We start from the raw sequence: 23,256 nt of genomic DNA, 5'->3' as shown, positions 1-23,256 counted from the left end.
TGTCTCCGTCGTTGGTGGTGTTGTGTGTGCGGGGCTCAGGCAGCGCTGCGGTAGGCGCTGGCCAGTTGCAGCAGGTGGGCGCGCTGCCCGGGTTCGAGGTAGGGCATGAGCAGGTTGAGCACGTGGTGTGCGCCGCGCAGCAGTGCGGCCTGGGCGCATTCGGGCTCCAGCGCGCGGCGCGGGTCGCGCACGTACTCAAAGCTCAGCCAGTAGGTCAGCACCACCACCATGCTGGTGGCGGTGGGTTCGGTGCCGTGCGTGTCCATCTCCAGGCTGCCGGCGCGGCGCATGCCATCGAGCAGGGCGCGCACCGAGGCGGTCTTGTGCTCCAGCACCTTCTGGAAGTGCGTCTCCAGGCGGCGGTTCTTGGACAGCAGGTCGTTGAGGTCGCGGTAGAGAAAGCGGTACTGCCAGATCAGCTCGAACAGCGTGTGCATGAAGAACCAGGCGTCTTCCACGTTGCGCACGCCGCCGCTGGCGTGCAGCAGCTCGGTGAGGGCGCGCTCGTAGCGATCGAAGAGCGCGTTGATGAGCTCGTCCTTGGCCGGGTAGTGGTAGTACAGGTTGCCGGGGCTGATGCGCAGCTCGGCCGAGATGAGGGTGGTCGAGACGTTGGGCTCGCCAAAACGGTTGAACAGTTCGAGCGTGACTTCCAGTATGCGTTCAGCGGTGCGGCGCGGCGCTTTTTTCACCATGGGTGCTGGTCCTCATGCAGCGGATCGAAAGGTTCCCTGGAGCTACTCTAACCGACGATGCGGCGTTTCTCGCATGTTGCACTGCGGCATCTTGCGCTGCCGCAAAGCAAAGCGGCTGCCACGCCCGGAGCGCGGCAGCCGCCTGGCGGCAGCGGCCCGATAGGGCCCGCTGCCCGGGGGCGCGATGCGTCAGGCGCTGGCGGCCGTGTCGGCAGCGGCGGTGGGCTCGGCGGCGCGCGGCGTCACCTTGGGAAAGGGGGCGCGCTTGGCGGGTGCCTTCTTGGCGGCGGGCTTGGCCGCGGCCTTCTTGGCGGCAGGCTTCGCGGCCGGCTTGGCAGCGGCCTTGGCTGCAGCCTTGGCGGGTGCCTTCTTGGCAGCGGGCTTGGCGGCGGGCTTGGCCGCGGCCTTCTTGGGGGCCGCGTCCTTGGCGGGCGGCGGGGTCTTGCCCAGGCTCTTGGCCAGGGCGTCGATGCGGGCGTTGAGCACGTCCAGGTCGCGTGCGGTGGGCACGCCCAGCTTGGACAGGGCGGTGGCCACGCGGTCTTCAAAAATGGATTCGAGCTTGTCCCACTGGCCGGCGGCGCGCGAGCCGATGTCGCTGGCCATGCTGGTCACGCGGCTGGAGGCCTGCGAGATTTTTTCCTCGGCAACGGCCTGGGTCTTGCGCTGGATGGACAGGCCTTCCTTGACCAGGGCTTCGAACACCTTGCCGCCTTCTTCCTGGGCCTTGGCAAATGCACCCAGGCCGGCGAGCCAGATCTGCTGGGCCGAGTCCTTGACGGTGCTCGAGAGCTGAGCGCCCGTCTTCTTCTTGTCGTTGCTGAGTTTCTGCAGTTTCTTGACCATATGGCCTCCGTGGATGGGTTGATGGGGTGCCGCCAGGCAGGCTGCTTGTGGCATGTCCCGGACTGTACGCCGCGCGGTGCGCCGCGTGTAGGCTGGCGCTCCTAAAAACGTAGAGGGTGCCGTCTAGCGCTGGCGGTGCCGGTCTCCGCTAGGATCGCCACGGGTTTTTGCTGAAGTCGCCGGCAGCGGGCTTGCGCAAGAATGAACGGGCAATTTCAACCGGAGTTTTCAACATGCAGTATTTCGTGACAGGAGCCACGGGCTTCATCGGCAAGCGTTTGGTCAAGAAACTCCTGGAACGCAAGGGCAGCGTGGTGTACTTTCTGCTGCGCAAGGAAAGCGCGGGCAAGGTGGCCGAGCTGCGCAGCTACTGGGGCGTGAGCGCCGCGCGCGCCATCCCCGTGTTCGGCGACCTCACGGCGAAGAAGCTGGGCGTGGCGGCGGAGGACGTGAAGAAGCTCAAGGGCCAGATCGACCATTTCCACCATCTGGCCGCGGTGTATGACCTCTCGGCCGACACCGAGAGCCAGGTGGCCGTGAACATCGAGGGCACGCGCAACACGGTGGAGTTCGCCAAGGCGATCGATGCCGGGCATTTCCACCATGTCTCCTCCATCGCCGCGGCCGGTCTGTACGAGGGGGTGTTCCGCGAAGACATGTTCGAGGAAGCCGAGGGCCTGGACCATCCCTACTTCATGACCAAGCACGAGAGCGAAAAAATCGTGCGCCAGGAGTGCAAGCAGCCCTGGACGGTGTACCGCCCCGCCATGGTGGTGGGCGACAGCCAGACGGGCGAGATGGACAAGATCGACGGCCCGTACTACTTCTTCAAGCTCATCCAGCGCATGCGCCAGTTGCTGCCGCCCTGGATGCCAGCCATCGGTCTGGAGGGCGGGCGCGTGAACATCGTGCCCGTGGACTTCGTGGTCAATGCCATCCACGCCATCAGCCACCAGGAGGGCATAGCCAAGAAGTGCTACCACCTCGTTGATCCGGTGGGCTACCGCGTGGGCGACGTGCTCGACATCTTCTCGCGCGCCGCGCATGCGCCGCGCATGAACCTCTTCGTCAACGCCGCGCTGCTGGGCTTCATCCCCAAGGGCGTGAAGAAGACGCTGATGGCCATCGCCCCGGTGCGCCGCGTGCGCAATGCCGTGCTCAAGGACCTGGGTCTGCCCGAGGACATGCTCACCTTCGTGAACTACCCCACGCGCTTTGACTGCCGCGAAACCGCGGCCGCGCTCAAGGGCACGGGCGTGGCCTGCCCCAACCTCAAGGACTACGCCTGGCGCATCTGGGACTACTGGGAGCGCCACCTCGACCCCGAGCTGTTCATCGACCGCTCGCTCAAGGGCACGGTGGCGGGCAAGGTGGTGCTGGTGACCGGCGGCTCCTCGGGTATCGGCCTGGCGGCGGCGCACAAGTTCGCCGAGGCGGGGGCCACCACCATCATCTGCGGGCGCGACCAGGACAAGCTCGATGCCGCCTGCCAGGAGGCCCGGGACAAGGGCTACCGCTTCATCGCCTATGCGGCCGACATCGCCGACATGCAGGACTGCGACCGCTTCGTGCAGCAGCTCATCGCCGACCATGGCGGCGTGGACTTCCTCATCAACAACGCGGGCCGCTCCATCCGACGCGCCATCGAGTCGAGCTATGACCGCTTCCACGACTACGAGCGCACCATGCAGCTCAACTACTTCGGCTGCCTGCGCGTGACCATGGGCCTGCTGCCCAAGATGGTGGAAAAGCGCAAGGGCCATGTGGTGAACATCAGCTCCATCGGTGTGCTGACGAACGCGCCGCGCTTCTCCGCCTACGTGGCGAGCAAGGCGGCGCTGGACGCCTGGACGCGCTGCGCGTCCAGCGAGTTCGCCGATCAGGGCATCACCTTCACCACCATCAACATGCCCCTGGTGCGCACGCCCATGATCGCGCCCACGCAGATCTACAACAACGTGCCCACCTTGAGCCCCGAGGAGGCCGCCGACATGATCGCCCAGGCCTGCATCTTCAAGCCCGTGCGCATCGCCACGCGCCTGGGCATCACCGGCCAGGTGCTGCATGCCCTGCTGCCGCGCGTGGCGCAGATCGGCATGAACGCGAGCTTCCGCATGTTCCCCGACTCCTCGGCGGCCAAGGGCGAGAAGGGCAGCAAGCCGCAGCTCTCGGCCGAGGCCATTGCCATGCAGCAGATGATGCGGGGCATCCACTTCTGAAACATGTGGAAGCAGGCTTGCGCAGGAGGCTGGGATAATCCTGCGTTTTCTCCGCCTTTGCGCAAGCCCTTCCCATGATCCTCGTCACCGGCGGCGCCGGCTTCATCGGCGCCAACTTCGTGCTCGACTGGCTCGCCCACAGTGGCGAGCCCGTCGTCAACCTCGACAAACTGACCTACGCGGGCAACCTGCACAACCTGGCCAGCCTGCAGGGCGATGCGCGCCACGTTTTCGTGCAGGGCGACATCGCCGATCGCGCCCTGGTCGAGCGCCTGCTGGCCGAGCACCGGCCGCGCGCCATTGTCAACTTCGCGGCCGAGTCGCACGTGGACCGCTCCATCCACGGCCCCGAGGACTTCATCCAGACCAACGTGGTCGGCACTTTCAGGCTTCTGGAGGCTGCAAGGCACTACTGGCAAGCGCTGGATGCTACTGAAAAAGGAGCGTTCCGCTTTCTGCACGTGAGTACCGACGAGGTCTACGGCACGCTCGCGCCCGACGCCCCCGCCTTCACCGAAGAGCACCAGATCGAACCCAACAGCCCGTACTCGGCCAGCAAGGCCGCCAGCGACCACCTGGTGCGCGCCTGGCACCACACCTACGGCCTGCCGGTGCTCACCACCAACTGCAGCAACAACTACGGCCCGCTGCACTTCCCGGAAAAGCTCATCCCGCTGATGATCGTCAACGCCCTGGCCGGCAAGAGCCTGCCCGTGTACGGCGACGGCATGCAGATCCGCGACTGGCTCTACGTCAAGGACCACTGCAGCGCCATCCGCCGCGTGCTCGAAGCCGGGCGCCTGGGCGAGACCTACAACATCGGCGGCTGGAACGAAAAACCGAACATCGAGATCGTGCACACCGTCTGCGCCCTGCTGGACGAACTGCGCCCGCGGGCCGACGGTCAGAGCTACAAGGCGCAGATCACCTACGTCAAGGACCGCCCCGGCCACGACCGCCGCTACGCCATCGACGCGCGCAAGATCGAGCGCGAACTCGCCTGGCGCCCCGCCGAGACCTTCGAGACCGGCATCCGCAAGACCGTGCAGTGGTATCTGGACCATCCGGCATGGGTGGCCCAGGTGCAAAGCGGCGCCTACCGCGACTGGGTGGCCAAGCAGTACGAAGGCGCGGCGGTATGAACATCCTGCTGCTGGGCAAGGGCGGCCAGGTCGGCTGGGAGCTGCAGCGCAGCCTCGCCGTGCTGGGCCAGGTCACGGCGCTGGACTTCGACAGCCCGGAGCACTGCGGCGACTTTGCCAACCCCGAGGGCGTGGCCGCCACGGTGCGTGCACTCCAGCCGGACGTCATCGTCAACGCCGCCGCCCATACCGCTGTCGACAAGGCCGAGAGCGAGCCCGAGTTCGCCCGCCTGCTCAACGCCACCACGCCGGGGCTGATCGCCCAGGAAGCCGCGCGCCTGGGCGCGCTGCTGGTGCACTACAGCACCGACTATGTGTTCGACGGCAGCGGCACCCGCCCCTGGGTGGAGACCGACACGCCGGCGCCGCTGTCCATCTACGGCGCCACCAAGTGGGAGGGCGAGCAGCACATCCAGCAATCGGGCTGCCGCCACCTCATCCTGCGCACGAGCTGGGTCTACGCCGCACGCGGCGGCAACTTCGCCAAGACCATGCTGCGCTTGGGGCAGGAGCGCGAACGCCTCACCGTCATCGACGACCAATGGGGAGCGCCTACGGGTGCCGACCTGCTCGCCGACGTCACCGCCCACGCCATCCGTCACCTGCAGCACCGGCCCCAGGACGGCGGCCTGTACCACTGCGTGGCCGGCGGCGAGACGAACTGGCATTCCTATGCAAAATACGTGCTGGCGCAGGCAGGGCAAGCGTCAGCAGCTATCAAAATAAAAGCAACCGAGATTGCGCCCGTGCCCACCAGCGCCTTCCCCACGCCGGCCCGGCGCCCGCACAACTCGCGCCTGGACACCCGCAAGCTCCAGGCCACCTTCGGCCTCACGCTCCCGCACTGGCAGCAGGGCGTCGCGCGCATGCTCACCGAAATCCTCTGAATGGAACCGCCCCCGCCCATGACACAACGCAAAGGCATCATCCTCGCCGGCGGCTCCGGCACCCGCCTGCACCCCGCCACGCTGGCCATCAGCAAGCAACTGCTGCCGGTGTACGACAAGCCCATGGTCTACTACCCGCTGTCCACCCTCATGCTGGCGGGCATACGCGACATCCTCATCATCAGCACGCCGCAGGACACGCCGCGCTTTGAGCAATTGCTGGGTGATGGCAGCCAGTGGGGCCTCAGCTTGCAATACGCCGTGCAGCCCAGCCCGGACGGCCTGGCCCAGGCCTTCCTGATCGGCGAGCAGTTCCTGGCCGGCAGCCCCAGTGCCCTGGTGCTGGGCGACAACATTTTCTACGGCCACGACTTCCATGAGCTGCTGGGCAGTGCCCATGCCCGCAGCACCGGCGCCAGCGTGTTCGCCTACCATGTGCACGACCCCGAGCGCTACGGCGTGGCCGAGTTCGACGCCCAGGGCAAGGTGCTCTCCATCGAGGAAAAGCCCCAGGCCCCCAAGAGCCACTACGCGGTCACCGGCCTGTACTTCTACGATCCGCAGGTCGTCGAACTCGCCAAAAGCCTCAAGCCCTCGCCGCGCGGCGAACTGGAGATCACCGACCTCAACCGCCTGTACCTGCAGCAGGGCCAGCTCAACGTGGAAATCATGGGCCGCGGCTACGCCTGGCTGGACACCGGCACGCACGAGAGCCTGCTCGAAGCCAGCCAGTTCATCGCCACGCTGGAGCACCGCCAGGGCCTGAAGATCGCCTGCCCCGAGGAAATCGCCTGGCGCAGCGGCTGGATAGACAGCCTGGCCCTGGAACAACTGGCGCGCCCCCTGGCCAAGAATGGCTATGGCCAGTACCTGCTGCGCCTGCTGAACGAAAAAGTCTACTGACCCCTGCGAGAGACCCGCCCATGCAAGCCACCCGCCTGGCCATTCCTGACGTTGTTCTGCTTGAACCCAAGGTCTTCGGCGATGCCCGGGGCTTTTTCTTCGAGAGCTTCAACCAGCAAGCCTTCAACGACGCCACCGGCACCCACTACCAGTTCGTGCAGGACAACCACAGCCGTTCCAGCCGGGGCGTGCTGCGCGGCCTGCACTACCAGATCCAGCAGCCCCAGGGCAAGCTGGTGCGCGTGGTGCGCGGAGCCGTGTTCGACGTGGCCGTGGACATCCGCAAGAGTTCACCCACCTTCGGGCAATGGGTGGGCGCGGAGCTGAGCGAGGACAACCACCGCCAGTTGTGGGTGCCGCCGGGCTTCGCGCATGGTTTCATCGTGCTCAGCGAAACCGCGGACTTCCTTTACAAGACTACCGACTACTATGCGCCGCAGCATGAGCGGTGCATTGCGTGGGACGATGCTGCCATCGGCATCGATTGGCCCCATGTGGATGTGCCCGTGCAGTTGTCCGCCAAGGACCGGGCGGGCAAGTCACTGGCCGAGGCCGACTTGTGAAAGCGATCCGCTGCGCTGCGGCACCAGGGCAGCCGTGCACGGCGGATAGCGTGCTGCTGGTGCGGCGCGGATGAGTCCGTCCACCTGCCAAGTGCATGCCGTGGTGGTGTCCTACGGCAGCGATCCAGAGCGTCTTGCCGCGCAATTCGAACGTCTGCTTCCGCAGGTTGCGACCATCGTATGGGTGGACAACGCTTCGCCGGCATCGTTGCGGCAATTGCAGTCCCGGTGGCCGGCGCAACGGCTGCAGGCCATCTGGCTTGATGGCAATCTGGGCATAGGTGCCGCGCAGAACAAAGGCATCGCCTGGGCGCTGGAGCATGGAGCCTCGCATGTGCTCCTCATGGACGACGACAGTCTTCCTGCGCCTGACATGGTCCGGCGCTTGCTCGAGGCGCTGGACGCTCACCCTCAGGCGGCTGCAGCCGGGCCGCGCCATTTCGATCCCCGGCGGGGGGTGGCGCGCACGCCCTTTCGGCGGTTCCAGCGCGGGCGCCTGCGCACGCTCGAGTGTTCCGACGCACAGCGGGTGTGGGAGGTGGACGACCTGATTGCCTCGGGCTGCCTGATTCCTGCCCCCGTGCTGCGCACCGTAGGACTGATGCGTGAGGACTTCTTCATCGACTGGGTGGACATCGAGTGGTGCCTGCGGGCTCGCGCTCTGGGCTATCGGGTCTTCGGATCATGCGCCGCGCTGTTGGAGCACACCCTGGGTGACAAGGTGATCCGTGTGCTGGGGAAAGAGATTTCGCTGCATGCGCCATGGCGGCACTACTACCAGGCCCGCAATCTGGTGCTGGTACTGCGCTCCTGCCGCGTGGGTCGCATGGCCAAGATCCACATGGCTCTGCGCCAGCTCAAGCGCTTTCTCGTGTTTTCCACGCTGGTGCCAGGCCGGTTGGCGTATTTCCGCATGTGGGTGAAGGGGGGCGTCCATGGCTGGCAGGGACGCACCGGGCCTTTGGTGCTGCCGGCGCGCGACTGACCGGCCGGGCAGCCGGTCAGTTTGCTTTCAGTGTGAAATCGGCCGGGAGACTGCGCAAGGCAGGGTGGTATGCCGGGTCTCGCGCAAGCAGGGCATGGTGCATGGGTCTGACATGCTGGTCGAAGCGGGCGCGCTGCGCGCGTGTTGTTTTCTCTCTGTGATAGGCCGCAGGAGCGCTCCAGGACGCTTCTGGGCTCCAGAGGACTTTCAGGCCCGCCGCACGCAACCGGAGGCAAAAGGCCGTGGCGGCAAGATCGCCGCCGCCAAGCGCGGCGTCCGGGCTCCCGCAAGCCTCCAGCACCGATCGGCGCAGCACGATGCAATCCCATGCCACGGCCGATAGTTCCTGGGTCAATGTCCCTCGCCCCATGTACCCCGGGTTCCCTTTGGGCAGGCCGGGCAGCAGAGGGGTGCAGCCGAGCGCCGGGTGCAATACCAGTCCACCCGCAGCCAAGGCACCTTCGTGGGTTCGTACTGATCCAGCGACGATGCCCACATCGTCGTCCGCAGCCCATCCAGCCATCGATGAGAGGCTGGTATCGGTGTCCGGCACCAGCCCCGACCGCACGATGGCCACGAGGCTTCCCTTGGCCTCACGTGCGTGGCCGAATGCCGTGGTGATGTCGCGGCAGCATTGCACTTCCACCAGGGGAAGGCTGCTGCGCAGCCGGTCTATCCATGGGGCATTGCCATCGTGCGCTCCCACGACGATAAGACTCAAGGCATGTGCCTGAGGAAACGGGCGCTCGCAGACATAGTTCGACAGGCTCGATACCGTGATGTGCCCAGGCAGGCCGGTGCGCGCCAGGTGGTCTGTCAGCGCGCGTTGTGCAGCGTCCACGGCATAGGGTTTTTCTCCCGTGGCCAAGGCCGTACTGCCTTCGATCGCACGCCAGTGGTACAAGACTTTGGGAATGTGAATGATGTCGCTGTGCGCTATGTGCTCGATGCAGCGCAGCGCGAGGTCGTAATCCTGCGACCCTTCGTATCCCTGCCGGAAGCCCCCCATGCGGCGAACCAGGTCCGTGCGGTACACCCCCAGGTGGCTGATCATGTTATGCCCGAGAAACAGGGCGTGGTTCCAGTCCGATTTGAAATACGGCCCGAAATGTGTGCCGCTGGAATCGATCTTGTCTTCGTCTGAATACAGGATCTGGGCTGTAGGGTGGCGCCGAATGGCATCTGCCACCCAATAAAGCGCATCGGGAGGCAGCAGGTCGTCGTTGTCCATCAGGACGATGAATTCCCCGGTGACCAGTTCCAGGGCGCTGTTCGACGCTTGCGAAATGTGCCCGTTGCGGGTGCGGCGCACTGCGCGTACCCGTGCGTCTGCACGACAGAATTGCTGCAGGCATTCCCAGACGCCCGGGTCTGGCGAAGCATCGTCGGCTATGCAAAGCTCCCAATGCTCATAGACCTGTGCCTGGATTGATTCGACGGCTTCTCGCAGCAGATTCAGGGGGGGGTTGTAGACCGGCATCACGATGGACAGCAGCGGCCGGGCGTGCCAATCGTGCGATTCGGCGCGCATGGCGGCGCTGGACGCCAGCGTCGCCTGTCTGGCGCGGCGCATCCAGGCGTCGTAGCGTACCGGGGCGTGCAGCTTTTGCATTACCCGGTAGCGGACACCGGCAAATCCCTCGGTGGACACGATCTCCCGGGCGCGCTTGGCCAGCCGCTGCGCTGCCGACCACCGGGCGGACGCCCTGCGCAGGGGGGCCGTGATGCGCCAGCTCCTGCTCTCGGTCATGGCTGCGAGCTGCCTGTTCAACTCGGCGTTGGTCATTTGCAGAGCCCCCAGTGCCCGCTGGGCCTGCTGGTCTGCATTGTGCTGCCGCGCCAGTTCAGGGTAGGCCCAATTGCGCTCCATGAGTGCTGCCCAGTCATCCTCACTCCAACGCGGACTGTGCTTTGCGTAGATGCGCTGGGTATGGGCACTGCGCGGGCCGGCATCCTCGTGCACGCCGGAACTGGCGTGCACCACATATGCTGCGCTGATCCCGGGGACATGCACCATGGCGGTGTGTTGTGCGACCTGCAGCCAGAAATCCCAGTCCTCATAGCGGTCCAGGGCCTCATCGAAGCGGCATCCCTTGGACAGCAGGGCACGGTCGAACAGCACGGCATGGATGGGCATCAGGTTGCCGGCCTGCATCTGCGTGCGGTCGAAGGGCAGATCAAACACCTGGCCCAGCGGTTTGCCGCCATCGTCCACCAATGCCACGCCGGCATAGGCGGCCAGTGCTGCGGGATGCGCCTGCAGGGCACTCACCAGCCGGGCCACGTGGTCCGGCATCAGCCAATCGTCGTCATCCAGAAAAAGCAGAAGGTCTCCACGTGCCACGTCCAGCGCCTTGTTGGCGGCCTTGCTGCGTGGCAAAGGTTCCTGCGTCTGGTGCAGGTGGACGGGGAACGGACCGCAGAATCCGGGCAGTGGCGGGTGTTCGCTGCTGGCAGCCACGACCGTGACCTCGATGCGCGCGTAGGTTTGCGTGGCCACGGAATCCAGGGCGCGGGCCAGATGATGCCGTCCCACGCTGCGTATCAGTATCGACACCAGGGGGCCGCTGGCGGACGGGACCTGCGCGGAACGGTCCACTGTGGCCGAAGCCATGCGCAGTTCCCCAGCCATCTCTCCCGAGACCAATTGGTCGGCAGAAACCACCCGGTAGGCCTCGGCGGCCAGCACGTGCCTGGGCAGCGTGTAGGTGCGGTAGGTGTTCAGCGCCTCGATCTGCCGGGCATAGTCCTGACGCAGCAACTGTGAGGCGAAACACTGCATGGCGGCCTGCTTGGCTGGCAGGTGGGCGGTGATGTCCAGCAGGACATTGGGCCGCAGCGGAACGCCGACTTCGTAGAACGCCAGGCGCACCCGTCCCCCCAGGCGCTGGACCACCTGCATGGCCATGGCGCATGCCTGCCGGTGATCAGGGTGCACCTCCCAGGGGGAGGGCGCATACAGCAGGTCTGCACCGTGCTGCTGCAGTGTCTCGAGCAGGCGCTGCTGTAGCGGCTCGCTGCTAAGCAAGGTTCTGTCCGCGACGCCCCAGAACTCCGGGGCGGCGTAGCCCAGTATGGCGGCTGCCTTGCAGGATTCCTGTGCGCGCAGTGCCGGGTCGCCGGCTCCGGCCCCATCGGTCAGAATGGCCACATGCACCGGCACTCCCCGATGCGCGTGTGCCGCGATGGCGCCGCCACAGCCGAACACCTCGTCATCAGGGTGCGGCGCCAGGACGACGACGGAATGCGCGGCGATGGTTTCGGCGGCGCTGTAGGGTATGAGGTCCGGTTCCACAGAAAGAGAGCAAACAGCAAAAGGTGCGCAGGTGCGGCCTCAGGGCCAGAACGCGTAGCGCTGCACCAGGGTTTCCACGAGAACTGCGAGCGACACCAGCACCATGCCGGCCCCCAGTCCGCGCAGGCCCCATCGCTGCCAAGCCGGCCGATGGGGCGCGGTGTCTCCCAAAGCATAGCCCAGCAGGAGCGCAGGGACCACGAAATAGCGGCCTTGCACGCCAGCGATGGCCGGTGCAGCATAGGGCGTCCAGGTCACGGCCAGTGCCACGAACACCAGCAGGCAGGACGCCAGCGCCACGGCGCACAGCAGCCACCGCGCGGCGGCGTCTGCCGGGCGCCGCCAGAGAAACGATAGGCTGGCTGCAAGCAGCAGCCCTGCGCTGAGAATTTCGTAGCGCGCGCTTTTCAGCGGCGTGTCCAGCCACCCCAGAATGCCGATGAACGATTGCCCATAGAACCGCACCAGTTCGTGGTTCCCCAAGGTGCGCCCCAGCAGTGCGAGGAATTCAGCGGGATGTCCTGCGTACAGCAGCACGATCTCTGTGGTGGAGTGCTCGCGCACCACACGTCCATCCGTCGTCGAGGCCATGGCAAAGCCCAACCATGCCAGGCACGCGGCCACCAGCAGAGCGGTGGCTGCCCAGGCGGCCGCAGACTGGCGTTTCCAGGCCAGGAACACCGGCAGCAGCAGCAGCGGCAGCAGATGGGTGCGGCTCGTCACCAGCAGAAAAATGCAGGCCAGAAACCCCCACGGCAGGGACTGTCCCGGCTGGGATGAAGGAGTCCGGGCATGGGCGATGAACTGGCTGATGGCCAGCAAGGCCAGCGCCGTTGTGATTCCATCCAGGGTGGGCGATACGGCCTGGAAAAGGCCCATGGGCAAGGTCGCCACAGCAATGACAGCGGGATTGGGGGGTATGTGCCGCCACGCCATGGTGGTCAGCAGGCATACCACCAGCAAAGCGCAGGAGCGTGCCAATTGGTAGCTGTCCGGCACGCTCCACCCCAGGGTGCGACCCAGCCACAGGGCCAGTGCCTGCGGCGCATAAATCAGCGGGAAGTAGTAGCCCGTGCCTGGTGCGGGGTAGAAGACCGTGGCATGCGCCCAGTTCCAGTGCGCGGTTTTTTCCCGCACTGCCGCGGGTGCTGGCCCTCCGGGGGGCGCTATGGTCTCCATGAAGGCATGGCTGTACTGCGCCAGGCCTGCGTCCACCTCGCCGCCTGGGCTGGCGAGCTCGACCGGCGTGCCCACAGGCGGGGGCTGCAGAAGCCACTGCCCGTGGGAGAGCATTTCGGCGCGCATGAGATGGGCGTTCTCATCGGGCGATTGCATGGGCGGAACCAGCAAGGACAGAACGCTGAGGAGCGCGAAAGCGCCCAGCGCCCAAATGCTGGCGGGCCAGAATGAGGCTCCGTGGCTCCTGCTCATCGGGCTGGCCAACCAACGGAGATCCATACACCCAACAATATCAATCCGGCCCCGGCGAAGGTCTGCCAGCGCAGCGTTTCACCCAGAATCCAATGCGCCAGCAGCGGGACGAAGAAAAACGCGAGCGCCACAAACGGATAGGCCAATTGCAAGGCCACATGGCGCAACAGCAGCACCCAGACGATGGTGGCCACCCCGTACACCGCCAAGGCCACGTACAGCCATGCATTCAGCGCCACCTGCTCCAGCCATGGATCGCCGGGACGCATGTCGCGGGCAGCCAGCTTGAACAGGATTTGCCCCACGGACAGAGCCAATACGGTGAAAACGACGAAGCAAAGTTGGCGTACGGTCACGGCGCAGTGTCTCCGGGCGCTGGGTCGGGCAGGTCGGGGTGGATGGGGCGGCGTGGCTGGTTGGCGACGTCGTAGCCCACGAATGCCAGCAGCAACTGCAGGCCGGCGAGCGTGGGCAGTGCAGCCAGCATCACCGTGCCGGGGGGCGTCGCCGTCTCATGGGCCAGACCGGTCCACCAATGGTAGCTGCCGAACGCCACGCCGAATGCCAACAGCAATATGCCGAATACCAGCTCCAGCGAGGCCACCGTCATGTCGCGCAGGAAATAGTTGTAGAAAATGCGCTTGCACAGGTTCTTGCCATGCTTGAACAGGAATTCCCCCAGGATCCGGCGGATGCGCAGATTGCTTTTCTCGTCCCCATAGCGGGCGTCCATGGGGATATCGACCACCACGGCACGCACCGTATTCAGGCGGAAAAGCATGTCGGTTTCAAAGAAATAGCGTTCGCTGATCTGGCTGAAATCCAGGCAGCGCGCAGCCTTCGCGTGGATGGCCGTGTACCCGTTCGTCGGGTCGAACAGGCTCCAGTAGCCCGTCGTGAGCTTCGCCATGAAGGACAGAACGGCATTGCCAAACAGCCGCGCGGCAGGCATTTGGCGGATATGGGTCAGGTTGTAGAAGCGGTTGCCCTTGGCATAGTCGGCCTGACCGCGCGCGATGGGAGCCACGAAATGCGGAATCAGGGTCGGGTCCATTTGCCCATCACCGTCGACCTTGACGATGATGCAGGCGCCATCACCGAGGGCCGCCCGGTACCCTGTCATCACGGCACCGCCCACGCCGCGGTTTGCCGCATGGCGCAATACCGTCACGCGCGGATCTTGGCACTGCGCCTGAACCAGCGCACCGGAGCCGTCCGGGCAAGCATCGTCCACCACATAGATGCGTGAGACTTCCGGCCCGATGCGTGCGATGACGCCGAGCACCTGCTCGCGCACGCGGTAGCAGGGAATGACAACGGCAACAGGGTTTGGCTGAGGGTCCACAGCGGGTCTTCGGTACTCTGGTGGCGGTGAGAAATCAGGGCTGCGGCCAGGCAACCCATGGGATGAAGCCGGTATTGTCCCATTGCGCTGGCGGCGGCCCAGGCGGAGGCGCACTCAACCTTGTGCAGGCCGGGGCCGCGCGTGCCAGCGCAGGCTGATCCGCCGGCCCCAGGCGCGCATGGGGCGCTCGATCGCCTTGTGTGCCGTCCACGCCGCGCCGAGCGTGAGCACAATGCAGGCAAGAATGCCTGCCCACCCCTGTGGCTTCCAGCCCAGAAGCTGAAGTGCCTGGGGGCTGGCGTTGTGCAGCAGGTAGACACCATAGCTGCACTGCCCCAGCCAGAACCAGAACGCCGCCAGCGGAACCCGCCCGGCAGCGCCCGGCGCGCCAGCCACGGCGCTGACCAGCAAAGCGTAGGCTGTGGCAGCCAGCAGGCCCATATTGCCGCCAATCCAGAGGGGGGCCGGGTCGCGCTGGGCTCCCGTATCTGCGACGAAGACATGGAACAGCGCCATGGCTGCTGCGAGGGCCAACAGGCCCAGCGCCAGGCGCAACGCCCGCTGCCCCGCCCCCGGAGCGGTTTGCACCAGATGCCAGGCCATGGCGCCGAGCGCGAATTCGCACAAGAGTCCTGGCAGATGGATGGTGGCGATGGCACGGGCGGTCACCGCCTGGCTGGCGGGGTCAGCGGCCGCCACAAGAGCCAGGTGCATGGCCACCGCCAGCGTCGCCCCCCAGGCCAGGCGCCAGCGCGTGGCCGCCCAGGCCAGTATGGGCAGGACAAGGTAGAACTCGACTTCGGGGGGCAGGCTCCAGAAGGCGGAGTTGTAGTACGTGGCGATTTCCAGAGAACGTGCCGTGTGCAGGAAAAAGAAGTGCTCAGCTACGTAGAGGAGATCTCGCCCCTGCAAGGTGCTGAGCAGCAGGTAGCAGGCCAGGGCGGTCCAGTACAGCGGTACGAGGCGGAAGAAACGGCGCACCAGGTGCGGCAGGGTTGCCAGAGGGCGGCCATGCAGGTAGGGCGCGAACACATAGCCGCTGAGCACGAAGAACAGATCGACCCCGGTACTCGCGAAACCCCATAGGCCCGGGTGCGCAGCCACCATGGACGCGTAGTGCGTCCCCACGACCATGCATGCGGCAAGCCCGCGCAGCATTTCGATGACAGGATCCTCGCGCTGGCTGGGTAGATTTTCAGGGGACATGTCAGCGGGTCGGGGGCGTGGGAAGCGGCTCCTCAGGGCTGCTCCGCACGAAGTGTACCCAGCGCCCGCGCCGCCCCTCCGTCAGCCATGCCACATAGGCGCCGGGCTCCAGCAAGGCCCATTCCTCGGGTGTGAAACCGTGCCCTGCATGATGGCTGGGCCGCGCGATGGCCGGCATCATCAATGGCGAAGGGCTGAACGCCTCCACCCGGGCGCCCCCGGTGGCGGCGGCAAATGCCTGCGCACTTGCCAGGGTGCCCAGGGTCGGATACCAGGCGGGCGCGGCCACGGGCCGCGCACACCGTTCCACACCGCGCAGTCCGCCGCTCAGCCGCAGGTACCAGCGGTGGCGCAGGCTGAAATAGTGCATTTGGCTTTGTGCCATCAATGCCGCCTTGAATGGCTTGTGGCGGTAGTGGTGCATGGCCTGGGCGGCCGGGACCAAAGCCAGCGCGTAGCCCGCGCGTCGCAGACGCAGCGATAAATCCGCATCCTCGAAAAACATGAAGTACCCGGGGTCGAACAAGCCGCCGGCTGCCTCCACTGCACTGCGCCGCAATAGCAGCACGGCCCCTGCCAGGAAATCCACCGGCACGGCGGTACCCCCAGCCATTTCCTTCTGGGTGCGCCGTACGCCGTGCTCGGCCAGCATGCGTGTTGCGCGCGGCCACCAGGTGGCCGCCACGTGGCCCAGGTGGGCGAGTGGTGTTTGCGCGCTGGGGCGGGGCAGCACAAAACTCATCTCGGCATTCCAGTACGTGGCGGGCGAAACCGCGGCCAGGCGGGGCGAGCGCACCATGGTCTGCAGCATCACCTCCAGGTGCGCCTGCGTGATCCGTGCATCCGGATTGAGCAGCAGCACATATTCCGCCGACGAGCGCGACAGCGCCAGATTGCAGGCGCGAGCGAAACCCAGGTTGGCGCCCGCGTCGATCACCGTGCACTCGGCGCGCCGGCTCGCCATGGCCCGCAGCGCCTGCGCTTCGCTCGCGTCGCCGCTGTTGTCCACCACCCAGATGGCGCCGTGCGGCCAGGTGCCCAGCGCTTCCAGGCCGGTGCAGACATCATCGGCGCTGTGGTAGTTCACCACCACGATGTCAACGCGCGCGGGCCAGTGCATGCAAGGATTCCGTGGCAAGACTATCGTGGTCACAAGGCAGGCCCGCAGCCTCCAGCGCCTGCACGAACTGCCGTTGTTCTACCGAGGGGGCGGGCGTGTGGCGGCGCAAGCGGACGATCTCGAGCCCCGCATCGGCCAGCAATTCCTCCAGGCTGCGCAGCGTGAAGAAGCGCAGGTGCGTACGGCACAAAATGCCGACCGGCAGGTAATCGAACCGGCCGCCCGCCAAGTCCCGCACCACGGACCAGTAACCCAGATTGGGCACGGAGACCAGGACCACGCCGCCTGGCGCCAGCAGTGCGCGCGCCTGTCGCAACGCCGGCAAGGGTTCCTCCAGGTGCTCCAGAACGTCGAGAAAGCTGATGGCATCGAACCGACCCACGCTTTCCGGATCGAGCTGCTCGATCGGGCCGGCGAACACCTCCAGGCCACGCTCCCGGGCCCTGCGTGCGGCCTGGGTGCCGGGCTCCACCAGCAGGGCCGCCCCTGCGCGCTGCCGGAGAAATGCCTGGACAAAGCCTCCCTCGCCACCCCCCACATCCAGCAGGCGTTGCACGCCCTCGGGCAGCATGTCCAGCATCTCGGACCGGCTGCCTTGTTGGTAGGCGGCATACCCGTGCACGAAAGCACGCGGAGCCAGCACCGTGGCGCTGCCCAGCGCCTGTGGCAGCTCGTCCCAGGCGGCGGGCCGCGGGTCGCGGGCGCGCAGCCGGTCGAGCCGCAGCATGTAGACCAAAGGCCTTCTGGGCGGCTCCGGCGGGCGTGTCGGGGCGTGTGTTGGCAGGTGGCCGCGGCGTGCCACATAGCGTTCGAAATCCGCCTGCGTGATGTAGTCCGGCGCCCACTCGTTAACGGCAAAACGCGCGTCCTCGGCAACGGCGCATACGGCTTCGCCGCAGGCATCCAGGCACTGCGCCAGCAGGAGCGGCAAGTCGGCGGTGCCCAGCACCGCCGGGTCCAGCACGACCAGCAGGTGGCTTGTGTCCGCATCCTCCAGGAAGGCTGCCAGTGGCGGGGCCGTGTCATGGCGGGCCATGTGCCAGCGCGTGCTGCCGCCGTCCATCGCTCCAGGCCATTGGCGCTGCAGCGCACGCAGGCCGAAGTTCAGCTCGGCCGAGCCCTCCAGGGGGCTATCGGTGAATGCCAGCACATGGTATGCGGGCGCTCGGGGTGGGCAGGGCGGCATCGCTGGCAGCAAATCGGAGGCCCACCAATGGCCGGGCGATTGCTCGATCGCGCGTGTGAACAGTGCATAGACACGGCGCACCGTCTCCGGGTCGTTGGCCGGGCCGGGCTCGCACCATTCCATCACGTACTCCCCGGGGCGCTCCATGCGGCAGATGTAGCCCCCCAGGTCGCAGTCCGCCTTTTGCGCCATGCGCAAGGCCCCGCCTGCCAACAGCCGGGACGCGCCGAGAAAATCCACCTGCGTGGCAACGCCCTGCGGCAGCACCGGCGCATCGCCCAGCACCACCAATGCCTCGCCCTGCTCCAGCATGCGGTAAAAGGGGCGGATGCCGGCCTCCATGTCCAGCACACGGCCGCCATTCAGATAAGGTTCCAGGCCGCGGTACTTGGCCGAAAAATGCTGCTGCACCGCACGGTCCACACGCGCATCGTGCGTTACCGCGGAAGACATCAGGTTCACCTTGGCGCCGCCGCGCGCGGCAAACGCCACGCCCAGGAAAAAGCTGTCGAAATGCGGCGTCAGCAACAGCAGGCCACGTCTGCGTTCCGGTGCCACGCCGGCAAAGCTCCCCCCAGGGGGGAAGACATGCCGGCAGCGCAATGCGGCCAGCCGGCCTGCCGCGGTGAGCCGTGCCTCGAATTCATCGCGCGCTTCCACGACGAAGCGTTCCCGGCTCCAGAGCAGGCGCTGCGCATCGCTGGCCTGCACCGGCAGCAGGTGGTAGCCCGCCAGGGCTTGGCGCTGGACATGGCGCATACCCAGCGCCATCGAGCGCCAATCACGGCCTGTGCGCGCATTCAACCGCCCGCGCCACTCTGCGAGCCGGTATCCCCAGGCCAGCGGCAGGCGTGCCATGGCAGGAAGCACCCAGGCGAAATCGATATGGTGCAAAGCCTGCACCCAGCGCCACACCCCAGGGCGCCAACGCTGAAAAATGCGGCGTAGCACCGTCATGGCTGGCGAAGCTCGAATTGGGCGAGAAACCGGTCCACGTCGCCGGGGCGCTCCACCGCGAGCCAGGAGGTCTGCACCGGCAGCCGGTGGGCCCACTTGCGCTCGAATGCCGTCCCGCTGGCCTGGATGCGGCGTGCCAGCGAAGCGGGAATCACCCGCCCCGTCGGCGTGTTCGACCAATGCTCGCAGTAGGCATCCACCACCAGCGCCTGCAGCCCTCGCGACTGCGCCTGCAGAACCACATCGGTCCCGTAGAAGTCGAAACCCAGCGCCGGGTCCAGCGTCAGTCCGTGGCCTGCCTGCACCGCAAAGAGCAGCTCGTCCAGGCTGTCGGCCAGGCAGGGCAGGGGGCACGGCTCGCGCAGCAGGGTGCCGCGGTCCAGCACATGGCCTGCGCGACGTGCCACGGCGCCCCGGCCACTGATGCCATAGACGCCCGCCACCACGGCCTGAGGGAACTGCTGCACTCCCTGCGCCAGCGCCTGCAGGAACCGGGTGTCCCAGCCCTCGGGCAGTAGCACATCCTGGTGCACCCATACCAGCCAGGTGCCTGGGGGCGTGGCGGCCAGCGCACTGTTGAATGCACCGGCTGCATCCCGGGCATTGAAGAACGCCTGCAGCGACCAACGGCCCTGCGCGATGCAGGGTGAGGCCAGCAGGCAGCGTTGCAATACCTCCACGTCGCTCACACAGGCGACGAAAGCCAGCTTCTCCGTGGCAGCCAAAACCTTGCTCATAAAAAGTCCGTATCCCCGCCTGTCAGCCACCAGTGCAAGCCCGCCGTGGTATCTGCATCAAGCACCGATGTATTCACAATCCCCAGGCGCAGTACCTCTGCACGGTGGGCCAGGCCCGATGGCGCGAGCACCTGCGCCACGGCGTCGGTGCACCACAGCTCCAGCCGCTGGCGACCGTGCCTGGCGGCCTCGTGGCGGCAGGCGCGGCTGGCCAGCGCCATCAAGCTGGGCGGGCCGATCCAGTCCAGCCACAGCGCGGCATCGCTGGAATCCACATCCAGCACGGCAATTCCCGCTGGCTCGCGGGACCAGGGCCTGCGCAAGGCAAAGAAGCCGTGCTTTCGGCCTGGGCGTTCAACAAAGCGCCAGCGCACATAGTCCACACCGCGTGCGCCGAGCGCCAGTGCCGCCGTTGCGCGCTGCATGCTGAGCCAGGCATGGTCCACGGCCGCCGCAAAACCTGCAGACTGCGGCTCCAGAGGCTCCCAGCGCCAGGCCCAGCGCGGTAGCGCATCCACGCCTTGCGTATGCCAGTGCAGCGCCTGCATGCCGCCGCCGTCGCGCAGCAGTCCTACCTTGGTGGCCAGGCGCAAATGCCGCTCGCCGGGAAAGCCGAACCCCAGCGCAAAAGGCTTGCCGGTGCCGATCTGCGAGCTGTAGAAATGGCTGGAGGCATGGAAGAACGGCCCGCGCCGTGTCAGGATGCCCCGCCAGCGCGGCTCCACCATCACGTCCCCGATCTGCAGGCCCGCGGTAGGCTGGCCGGCAAGCCACAGTGTGCGTGCAATGCCGCCGCAATGCGCCACCAGGGCGCCATCTGCCCAGGCGCCCGAGCCGCAGCCGTGCCCTGCGTCATACTTCCAGTCATACCAGCGCGTATCCACCTCCGACGCAAACACCGCGCGGTGCAGCGCCAGCAGCGCATCGCGGTCCGCGGGCTGCAAGGCACGCACCTGCAGGCCGTGCATACTGGCGGCTGGTGCCGCAGCGTTCGTGGGCGCCGTCATACCACCCAGTGGTGCGGCAAACGCACCAGTCCCTGTTCCAAGCCCTGCTGGCGTACCTCGATCAGGATGCTGCGTTCCACCTGGTCGTACACATGGATCGCATCCTCGCTGACCAGAAAGCACGTGACGCTGTAGCGTCCCTTGAGCAAGGGAAAGCGCTCGAAAACAATGGTTCCCTGGCCCAGGCCTTGTCCATCCATATGCACTGCCACGCCGTCATTGTGCGTCGTGGCGCTGGCTACCGTGAGCGTATTGCTGTCGGAAATGCCCAGGGCCAGCGCTGGCGCGGGCAGTGCCGGATCCATCTGGAACTCCAGCGTAAGGCGCAGCTCCGATACACCCGACTCCACGCAGGCCGGCGCCCCCGGCGCTACCGGCTGGCCATCAACCTCGGCAACAACCCGCGTGATGCGGCCGCATCCCGTGCCCGCTGCAGCCAAGGGCAGGGCCTGCCCATCCTCTGCCGCCACCCCGGCATTCAGGCTGGCGCCGTAGGCGCTGGTCACATCGGCCGCACTGCCATCCATACGCAAGCGGCCGGCATCGATCCACAGCGCACGCGAGCACAGGGCTTCCACCTGGTACATGGAATGCGAGCAGAACAGGATCGTCTTGCCGGCATCCTTCAGACGCATGATGCGGTCGAACGACTTGCGTGCAAATGCGCCATCGCCCACCGACAGCGCCTCGTCGATCACCAGGATGTCCGGCTCCACGCTCGTGGCCACGGCAAATGCCAGCCGCATGAACATGCCGCTGGAGTAGGTTTTCACCGGCTGGTGGATGAACTCCCCGATGTCCGCGAAAGCCAGGATGCCGTCCAGGTGGGCATCCACCTGCGCGCGTGACAGGCCCAGGATGGCCGCATTGATATAGATGTTCTCCAGCCCGGAGAAATCCGGGCTGAAGCCGGCGCCCAGCTCCAGCAGGGCCGCCACCCGGCCGTGGACCTGCAGGCTGCCGCTCGTGGCCTCCAGCGTTCCGCATACCAATTGCAGCAGGGTGGACTTGCCGGCCCCATTGCGGCCCACGATGCCCACCACCTCCCCGCGCCGCACCTCGAAGCTCACATCCTGCAGTGCCCAGAACTCCCGCTGGTAGGGCCGCCAACGTCCCCACAGCAACTGCTTGAGGCGGTCGCTCGGCTTGTCGTACAGGGCGTAGCGTTTGCCCACCTGCTGCAGTGCAATGGCCAGCTCAGACGACATCGGCGAACCCCTTGCGCGTCGTGCGGAAGAAGACCGCCCCTGCTACTGCCAGCAGCACGCAACCCGTCGCCTGTAGGCACAGGGCGGACCAGTCGGGCCAATGGCCTGCGAGCAGCACTTCGCGCGTCTGCGTCATGGTCAGCGCCAGGGGGTTGAGCAGGGCCCAGCCGCGCACGCTGGGCGGCAGCGCCTCGACGGGGAAGAACACCGGGCTGACAAAAAGCAGCAGGCTCAGCACCAGCCCGATCACCTGCCCCACATCCCGCACGTAGGTGCCCACGGCAGCCAGTATCCAGCCCAGCCCTACGCACAGCGGCAATAGCGGCAGCCAGACCAGCGGCAGGGCCAGTGCGCTGGCGGGCACGCTGGCCGTGCTGGCTGCGGTCAACAGCACCAGAAGCAGCGCTGCGATGCCCAGATGCACCAGTTGCGCCAGGGCATTCACCCAGGGCAGGATCTCCAAGGGGAACAGCACTTTCTTGACCAGATGCGGCTGGTCCAGCACCAGGCGCGGCGCGCGTACCACGCACTCCGAGAAGAAGTTGAACACCGCCAGCCCCGCATACAGGCGCAGGGCGAATGCCAGGTTTGACTCGTCGGCGCCTCCCCAGCGCAGCTTGAAGACATGCCGAAACACCACGGTGTACACGCACAGCAGCAGCAAGGGCGTCAGCACCACCCAGAGCGTGCCGAGCCAAGACTGGCGGTAGCGGGCTGCGATCTCGCGCGCGGCAAACTGCCGGATCAGGCCCGCATGGCGCCAGGGCACGAGGTAGGAAAGAATGGAATGCTCCATGAGTGTCAGTCTGGCCTTCGGATACTCAGGCCAGGGATTCAGCCTCGCAGCCTCTCAGGCCTTGGGTGGGGCGGCGCGCCCTTCGGCAACATCCTTCAAGAAGTCGGGTTGCACCAGCTTCAGGGTATTGCCCTCGCGCTCTAGCACCTTGTGCAGGAACAGCACGTGAAAGGCGCGCGTCACGGTCTCGCGGCTGGCGTTGATCATGATGGCCAGCTCCTGGTGGGTGGGCACCTGATCGACCGCCTGGCCATGAGGCGCGTTGGACTGCGCCAATTGTAAAAGCAGCACGCAAAGGCGCTGGAACGGGTTGGGCAGCCCCAGCAGCGTGCGCTGCGCAATCACCGAGCGCACACGCTGGGCCATCCGCATCATCACCGTCCAGGCCAGATCCGGGTGCTGGGAGATCAGCGCCCGGGCGGCCTGCGCGCCCAGGAGCGCCACGGTGGACTTGGTGGCCGCCACCACGTGCTCCGCGGCGGCCTGGCCATCGACCACCGACAGCTCGCCGAAATAATCGCCTGGATCCACGAAGTACAGCCCTACACTGCGCCCGTCCACCGTGAAGTCCACCCCCTGCAGCCGCCCATCCACCAAAAAACCCAGCTCTGGCTGTGTATCGTTTTTGGACATGACCACCGCCCGGCGCTCGAACGAGCGCAGCGACATCTGTGCGGAGAGGGGCTCCAGTACCTCCTGGGGCAAAGGCTGCAGCAAAGGAAACTGGC

20 protein-coding genes are annotated in these 23,256 nt (G+C 66.5%); 6 read left to right on the top strand and 14 right to left on the bottom strand.

The genetic code is table 11. The annotated features are described in order from the left end of the window. Positions 1–35: 35 nt before the first annotated feature. Together CGR01S_RS01070 and CGR01S_RS01065 are read right to left on the bottom strand one after the other, a co-directional pair. On the bottom strand, positions 36–695 hold the full coding sequence (locus CGR01S_RS01070) for a TetR/AcrR family transcriptional regulator (protein WP_042421496.1): 660 nt from the start codon (positions 693–695) through the stop codon (positions 36–38). Between the two features lie 189 nt (positions 696–884). Next, the gene (locus CGR01S_RS01065; protein ID WP_042421495.1) at positions 885–1,541 is read right to left on the bottom strand and encodes a phasin family protein; all 657 of its coding nucleotides are present in this window, start codon (positions 1,539–1,541) and stop codon (positions 885–887) included. A gap of 233 nt (positions 1,542–1,774) precedes the next feature. Between CGR01S_RS01065 and CGR01S_RS01060 the strand changes: the two genes are divergently transcribed. From CGR01S_RS01060 to CGR01S_RS01035, 6 genes are all read left to right on the top strand, one after another. Continuing rightward, positions 1,775–3,760 (top strand): SDR family oxidoreductase, encoded by a 1,986-nt coding sequence (locus CGR01S_RS01060; protein ID WP_042421493.1) that lies wholly within the window; start codon positions 1,775–1,777, stop codon positions 3,758–3,760. A gap of 74 nt (positions 3,761–3,834) precedes the next feature. Further along, complete coding sequence (rfbB, locus tag CGR01S_RS01055; RefSeq protein WP_042421492.1) at positions 3,835–4,902, top strand: dTDP-glucose 4,6-dehydratase; 1,068 nt, start codon at positions 3,835–3,837, stop codon at positions 4,900–4,902. Further along, positions 4,899–5,789 carry a dTDP-4-dehydrorhamnose reductase gene (gene rfbD, locus CGR01S_RS01050; protein WP_042421490.1) on the top strand — a complete coding sequence of 297 codons (891 nt, stop codon included), beginning with the start codon at positions 4,899–4,901 and terminating at the stop codon, positions 5,787–5,789. Before rfbB ends, rfbD begins: the two co-directional genes overlap by 4 nt. Positions 5,790–5,807: 18 nt before the next feature. Further along, entirely contained in the window at positions 5,808–6,692 is an 885-nt protein-coding gene (rfbA, locus tag CGR01S_RS01045) for a glucose-1-phosphate thymidylyltransferase RfbA (protein ID WP_042421765.1), read from the top strand. Between the two features lie 20 nt (positions 6,693–6,712). After that, on the top strand, positions 6,713–7,255 hold the full coding sequence (gene rfbC, locus CGR01S_RS01040) for a dTDP-4-dehydrorhamnose 3,5-epimerase (protein WP_042421488.1): 543 nt from the start codon (positions 6,713–6,715) through the stop codon (positions 7,253–7,255). Positions 7,256–7,355: 100 nt separating this feature from the next. Then, a complete protein-coding gene (locus tag CGR01S_RS01035) occupies positions 7,356–8,240 on the top strand; it encodes a glycosyltransferase family 2 protein (protein WP_245616715.1) in 885 nt (294 codons plus the stop codon). A 16-nt stretch (positions 8,241–8,256) separates the two neighbouring features. On the opposite strand, the gene CGR01S_RS16100 is transcribed toward CGR01S_RS01035, so the two are convergent. The 12 genes from CGR01S_RS16100 to CGR01S_RS00975 form a co-directional block, all read right to left on the bottom strand. Further along, complete coding sequence (locus CGR01S_RS16100; RefSeq protein WP_052382467.1) at positions 8,257–11,535, bottom strand: glycosyltransferase; 3,279 nt, start codon at positions 11,533–11,535, stop codon at positions 8,257–8,259. 39 nt (positions 11,536–11,574) lie between these two features. Continuing rightward, a complete protein-coding gene (locus CGR01S_RS01025; RefSeq protein WP_084690505.1) occupies positions 11,575–12,993 on the bottom strand; it encodes a DUF2142 domain-containing protein in 1,419 nt (472 codons plus the stop codon). Continuing rightward, positions 12,963–13,322 (bottom strand): EamA family transporter, encoded by a 360-nt coding sequence (locus tag CGR01S_RS01020; protein WP_042421483.1) that lies wholly within the window; start codon positions 13,320–13,322, stop codon positions 12,963–12,965. Before CGR01S_RS01020 ends, CGR01S_RS01025 begins: the two co-directional genes overlap by 31 nt. Then, positions 13,319–14,311: a glycosyltransferase family 2 protein gene (locus CGR01S_RS01015; protein ID WP_042421481.1), complete on the bottom strand. Its 993-nt coding sequence runs from the start codon at positions 14,309–14,311 to the stop codon at positions 13,319–13,321. Before CGR01S_RS01015 ends, CGR01S_RS01020 begins: the two co-directional genes overlap by 4 nt. Positions 14,312–14,425: 114 nt before the next feature. Beyond that, complete coding sequence (locus CGR01S_RS01010) at positions 14,426–15,517, bottom strand: acyltransferase family protein (protein ID WP_042421479.1); 1,092 nt, start codon at positions 15,515–15,517, stop codon at positions 14,426–14,428. A gap of 1 nt (position 15,518) precedes the next feature. Next, complete coding sequence (locus tag CGR01S_RS01005; RefSeq protein ID WP_042421477.1) at positions 15,519–16,637, bottom strand: glycosyltransferase family 2 protein; 1,119 nt, start codon at positions 16,635–16,637, stop codon at positions 15,519–15,521. Beyond that, on the bottom strand, positions 16,615–18,681 hold the full coding sequence (locus CGR01S_RS16095) for a methyltransferase domain-containing protein (RefSeq protein ID WP_169742441.1): 2,067 nt from the start codon (positions 18,679–18,681) through the stop codon (positions 16,615–16,617). Before CGR01S_RS16095 ends, CGR01S_RS01005 begins: the two co-directional genes overlap by 23 nt. A gap of 95 nt (positions 18,682–18,776) precedes the next feature. Continuing rightward, positions 18,777–19,517, bottom strand: a complete 741-nt coding sequence (locus CGR01S_RS16825; protein ID WP_042421474.1) for a hypothetical protein — start codon at positions 19,515–19,517, stop codon at positions 18,777–18,779. Further along, positions 19,514–20,485 (bottom strand): GNAT family N-acetyltransferase, encoded by a 972-nt coding sequence (locus CGR01S_RS00990; RefSeq protein WP_042421473.1) that lies wholly within the window; start codon positions 20,483–20,485, stop codon positions 19,514–19,516. The genes CGR01S_RS16825 and CGR01S_RS00990 overlap by 4 nt, the downstream gene beginning before the upstream one ends. A 35-nt stretch (positions 20,486–20,520) precedes the next feature. Then, positions 20,521–21,732 (bottom strand): ABC transporter ATP-binding protein, encoded by a 1,212-nt coding sequence (locus tag CGR01S_RS00985; protein ID WP_042421471.1) that lies wholly within the window; start codon positions 21,730–21,732, stop codon positions 20,521–20,523. Next, positions 21,722–22,528, bottom strand: coding sequence for an ABC transporter permease (locus CGR01S_RS00980; protein ID WP_042421469.1), 807 nt, complete (start codon positions 22,526–22,528; stop codon positions 21,722–21,724). The genes CGR01S_RS00985 and CGR01S_RS00980 overlap by 11 nt, the downstream gene beginning before the upstream one ends. Before the next feature lie 54 nt (positions 22,529–22,582). Further along, complete coding sequence (locus CGR01S_RS00975; RefSeq protein WP_217997520.1) at positions 22,583–23,245, bottom strand: Crp/Fnr family transcriptional regulator; 663 nt, start codon at positions 23,243–23,245, stop codon at positions 22,583–22,585. Positions 23,246–23,256 lie beyond the last annotated feature (11 nt).

Origin of the sequence: Comamonas granuli NBRC 101663 (assembly GCF_000739995.1) — a bacterium.
Classification (GTDB): Bacteria; Pseudomonadota; Gammaproteobacteria; order Burkholderiales; family Burkholderiaceae_C; genus Simplicispira; species Simplicispira granuli.
This window is presented reverse-complemented; position numbering and strand designations above follow the sequence as displayed.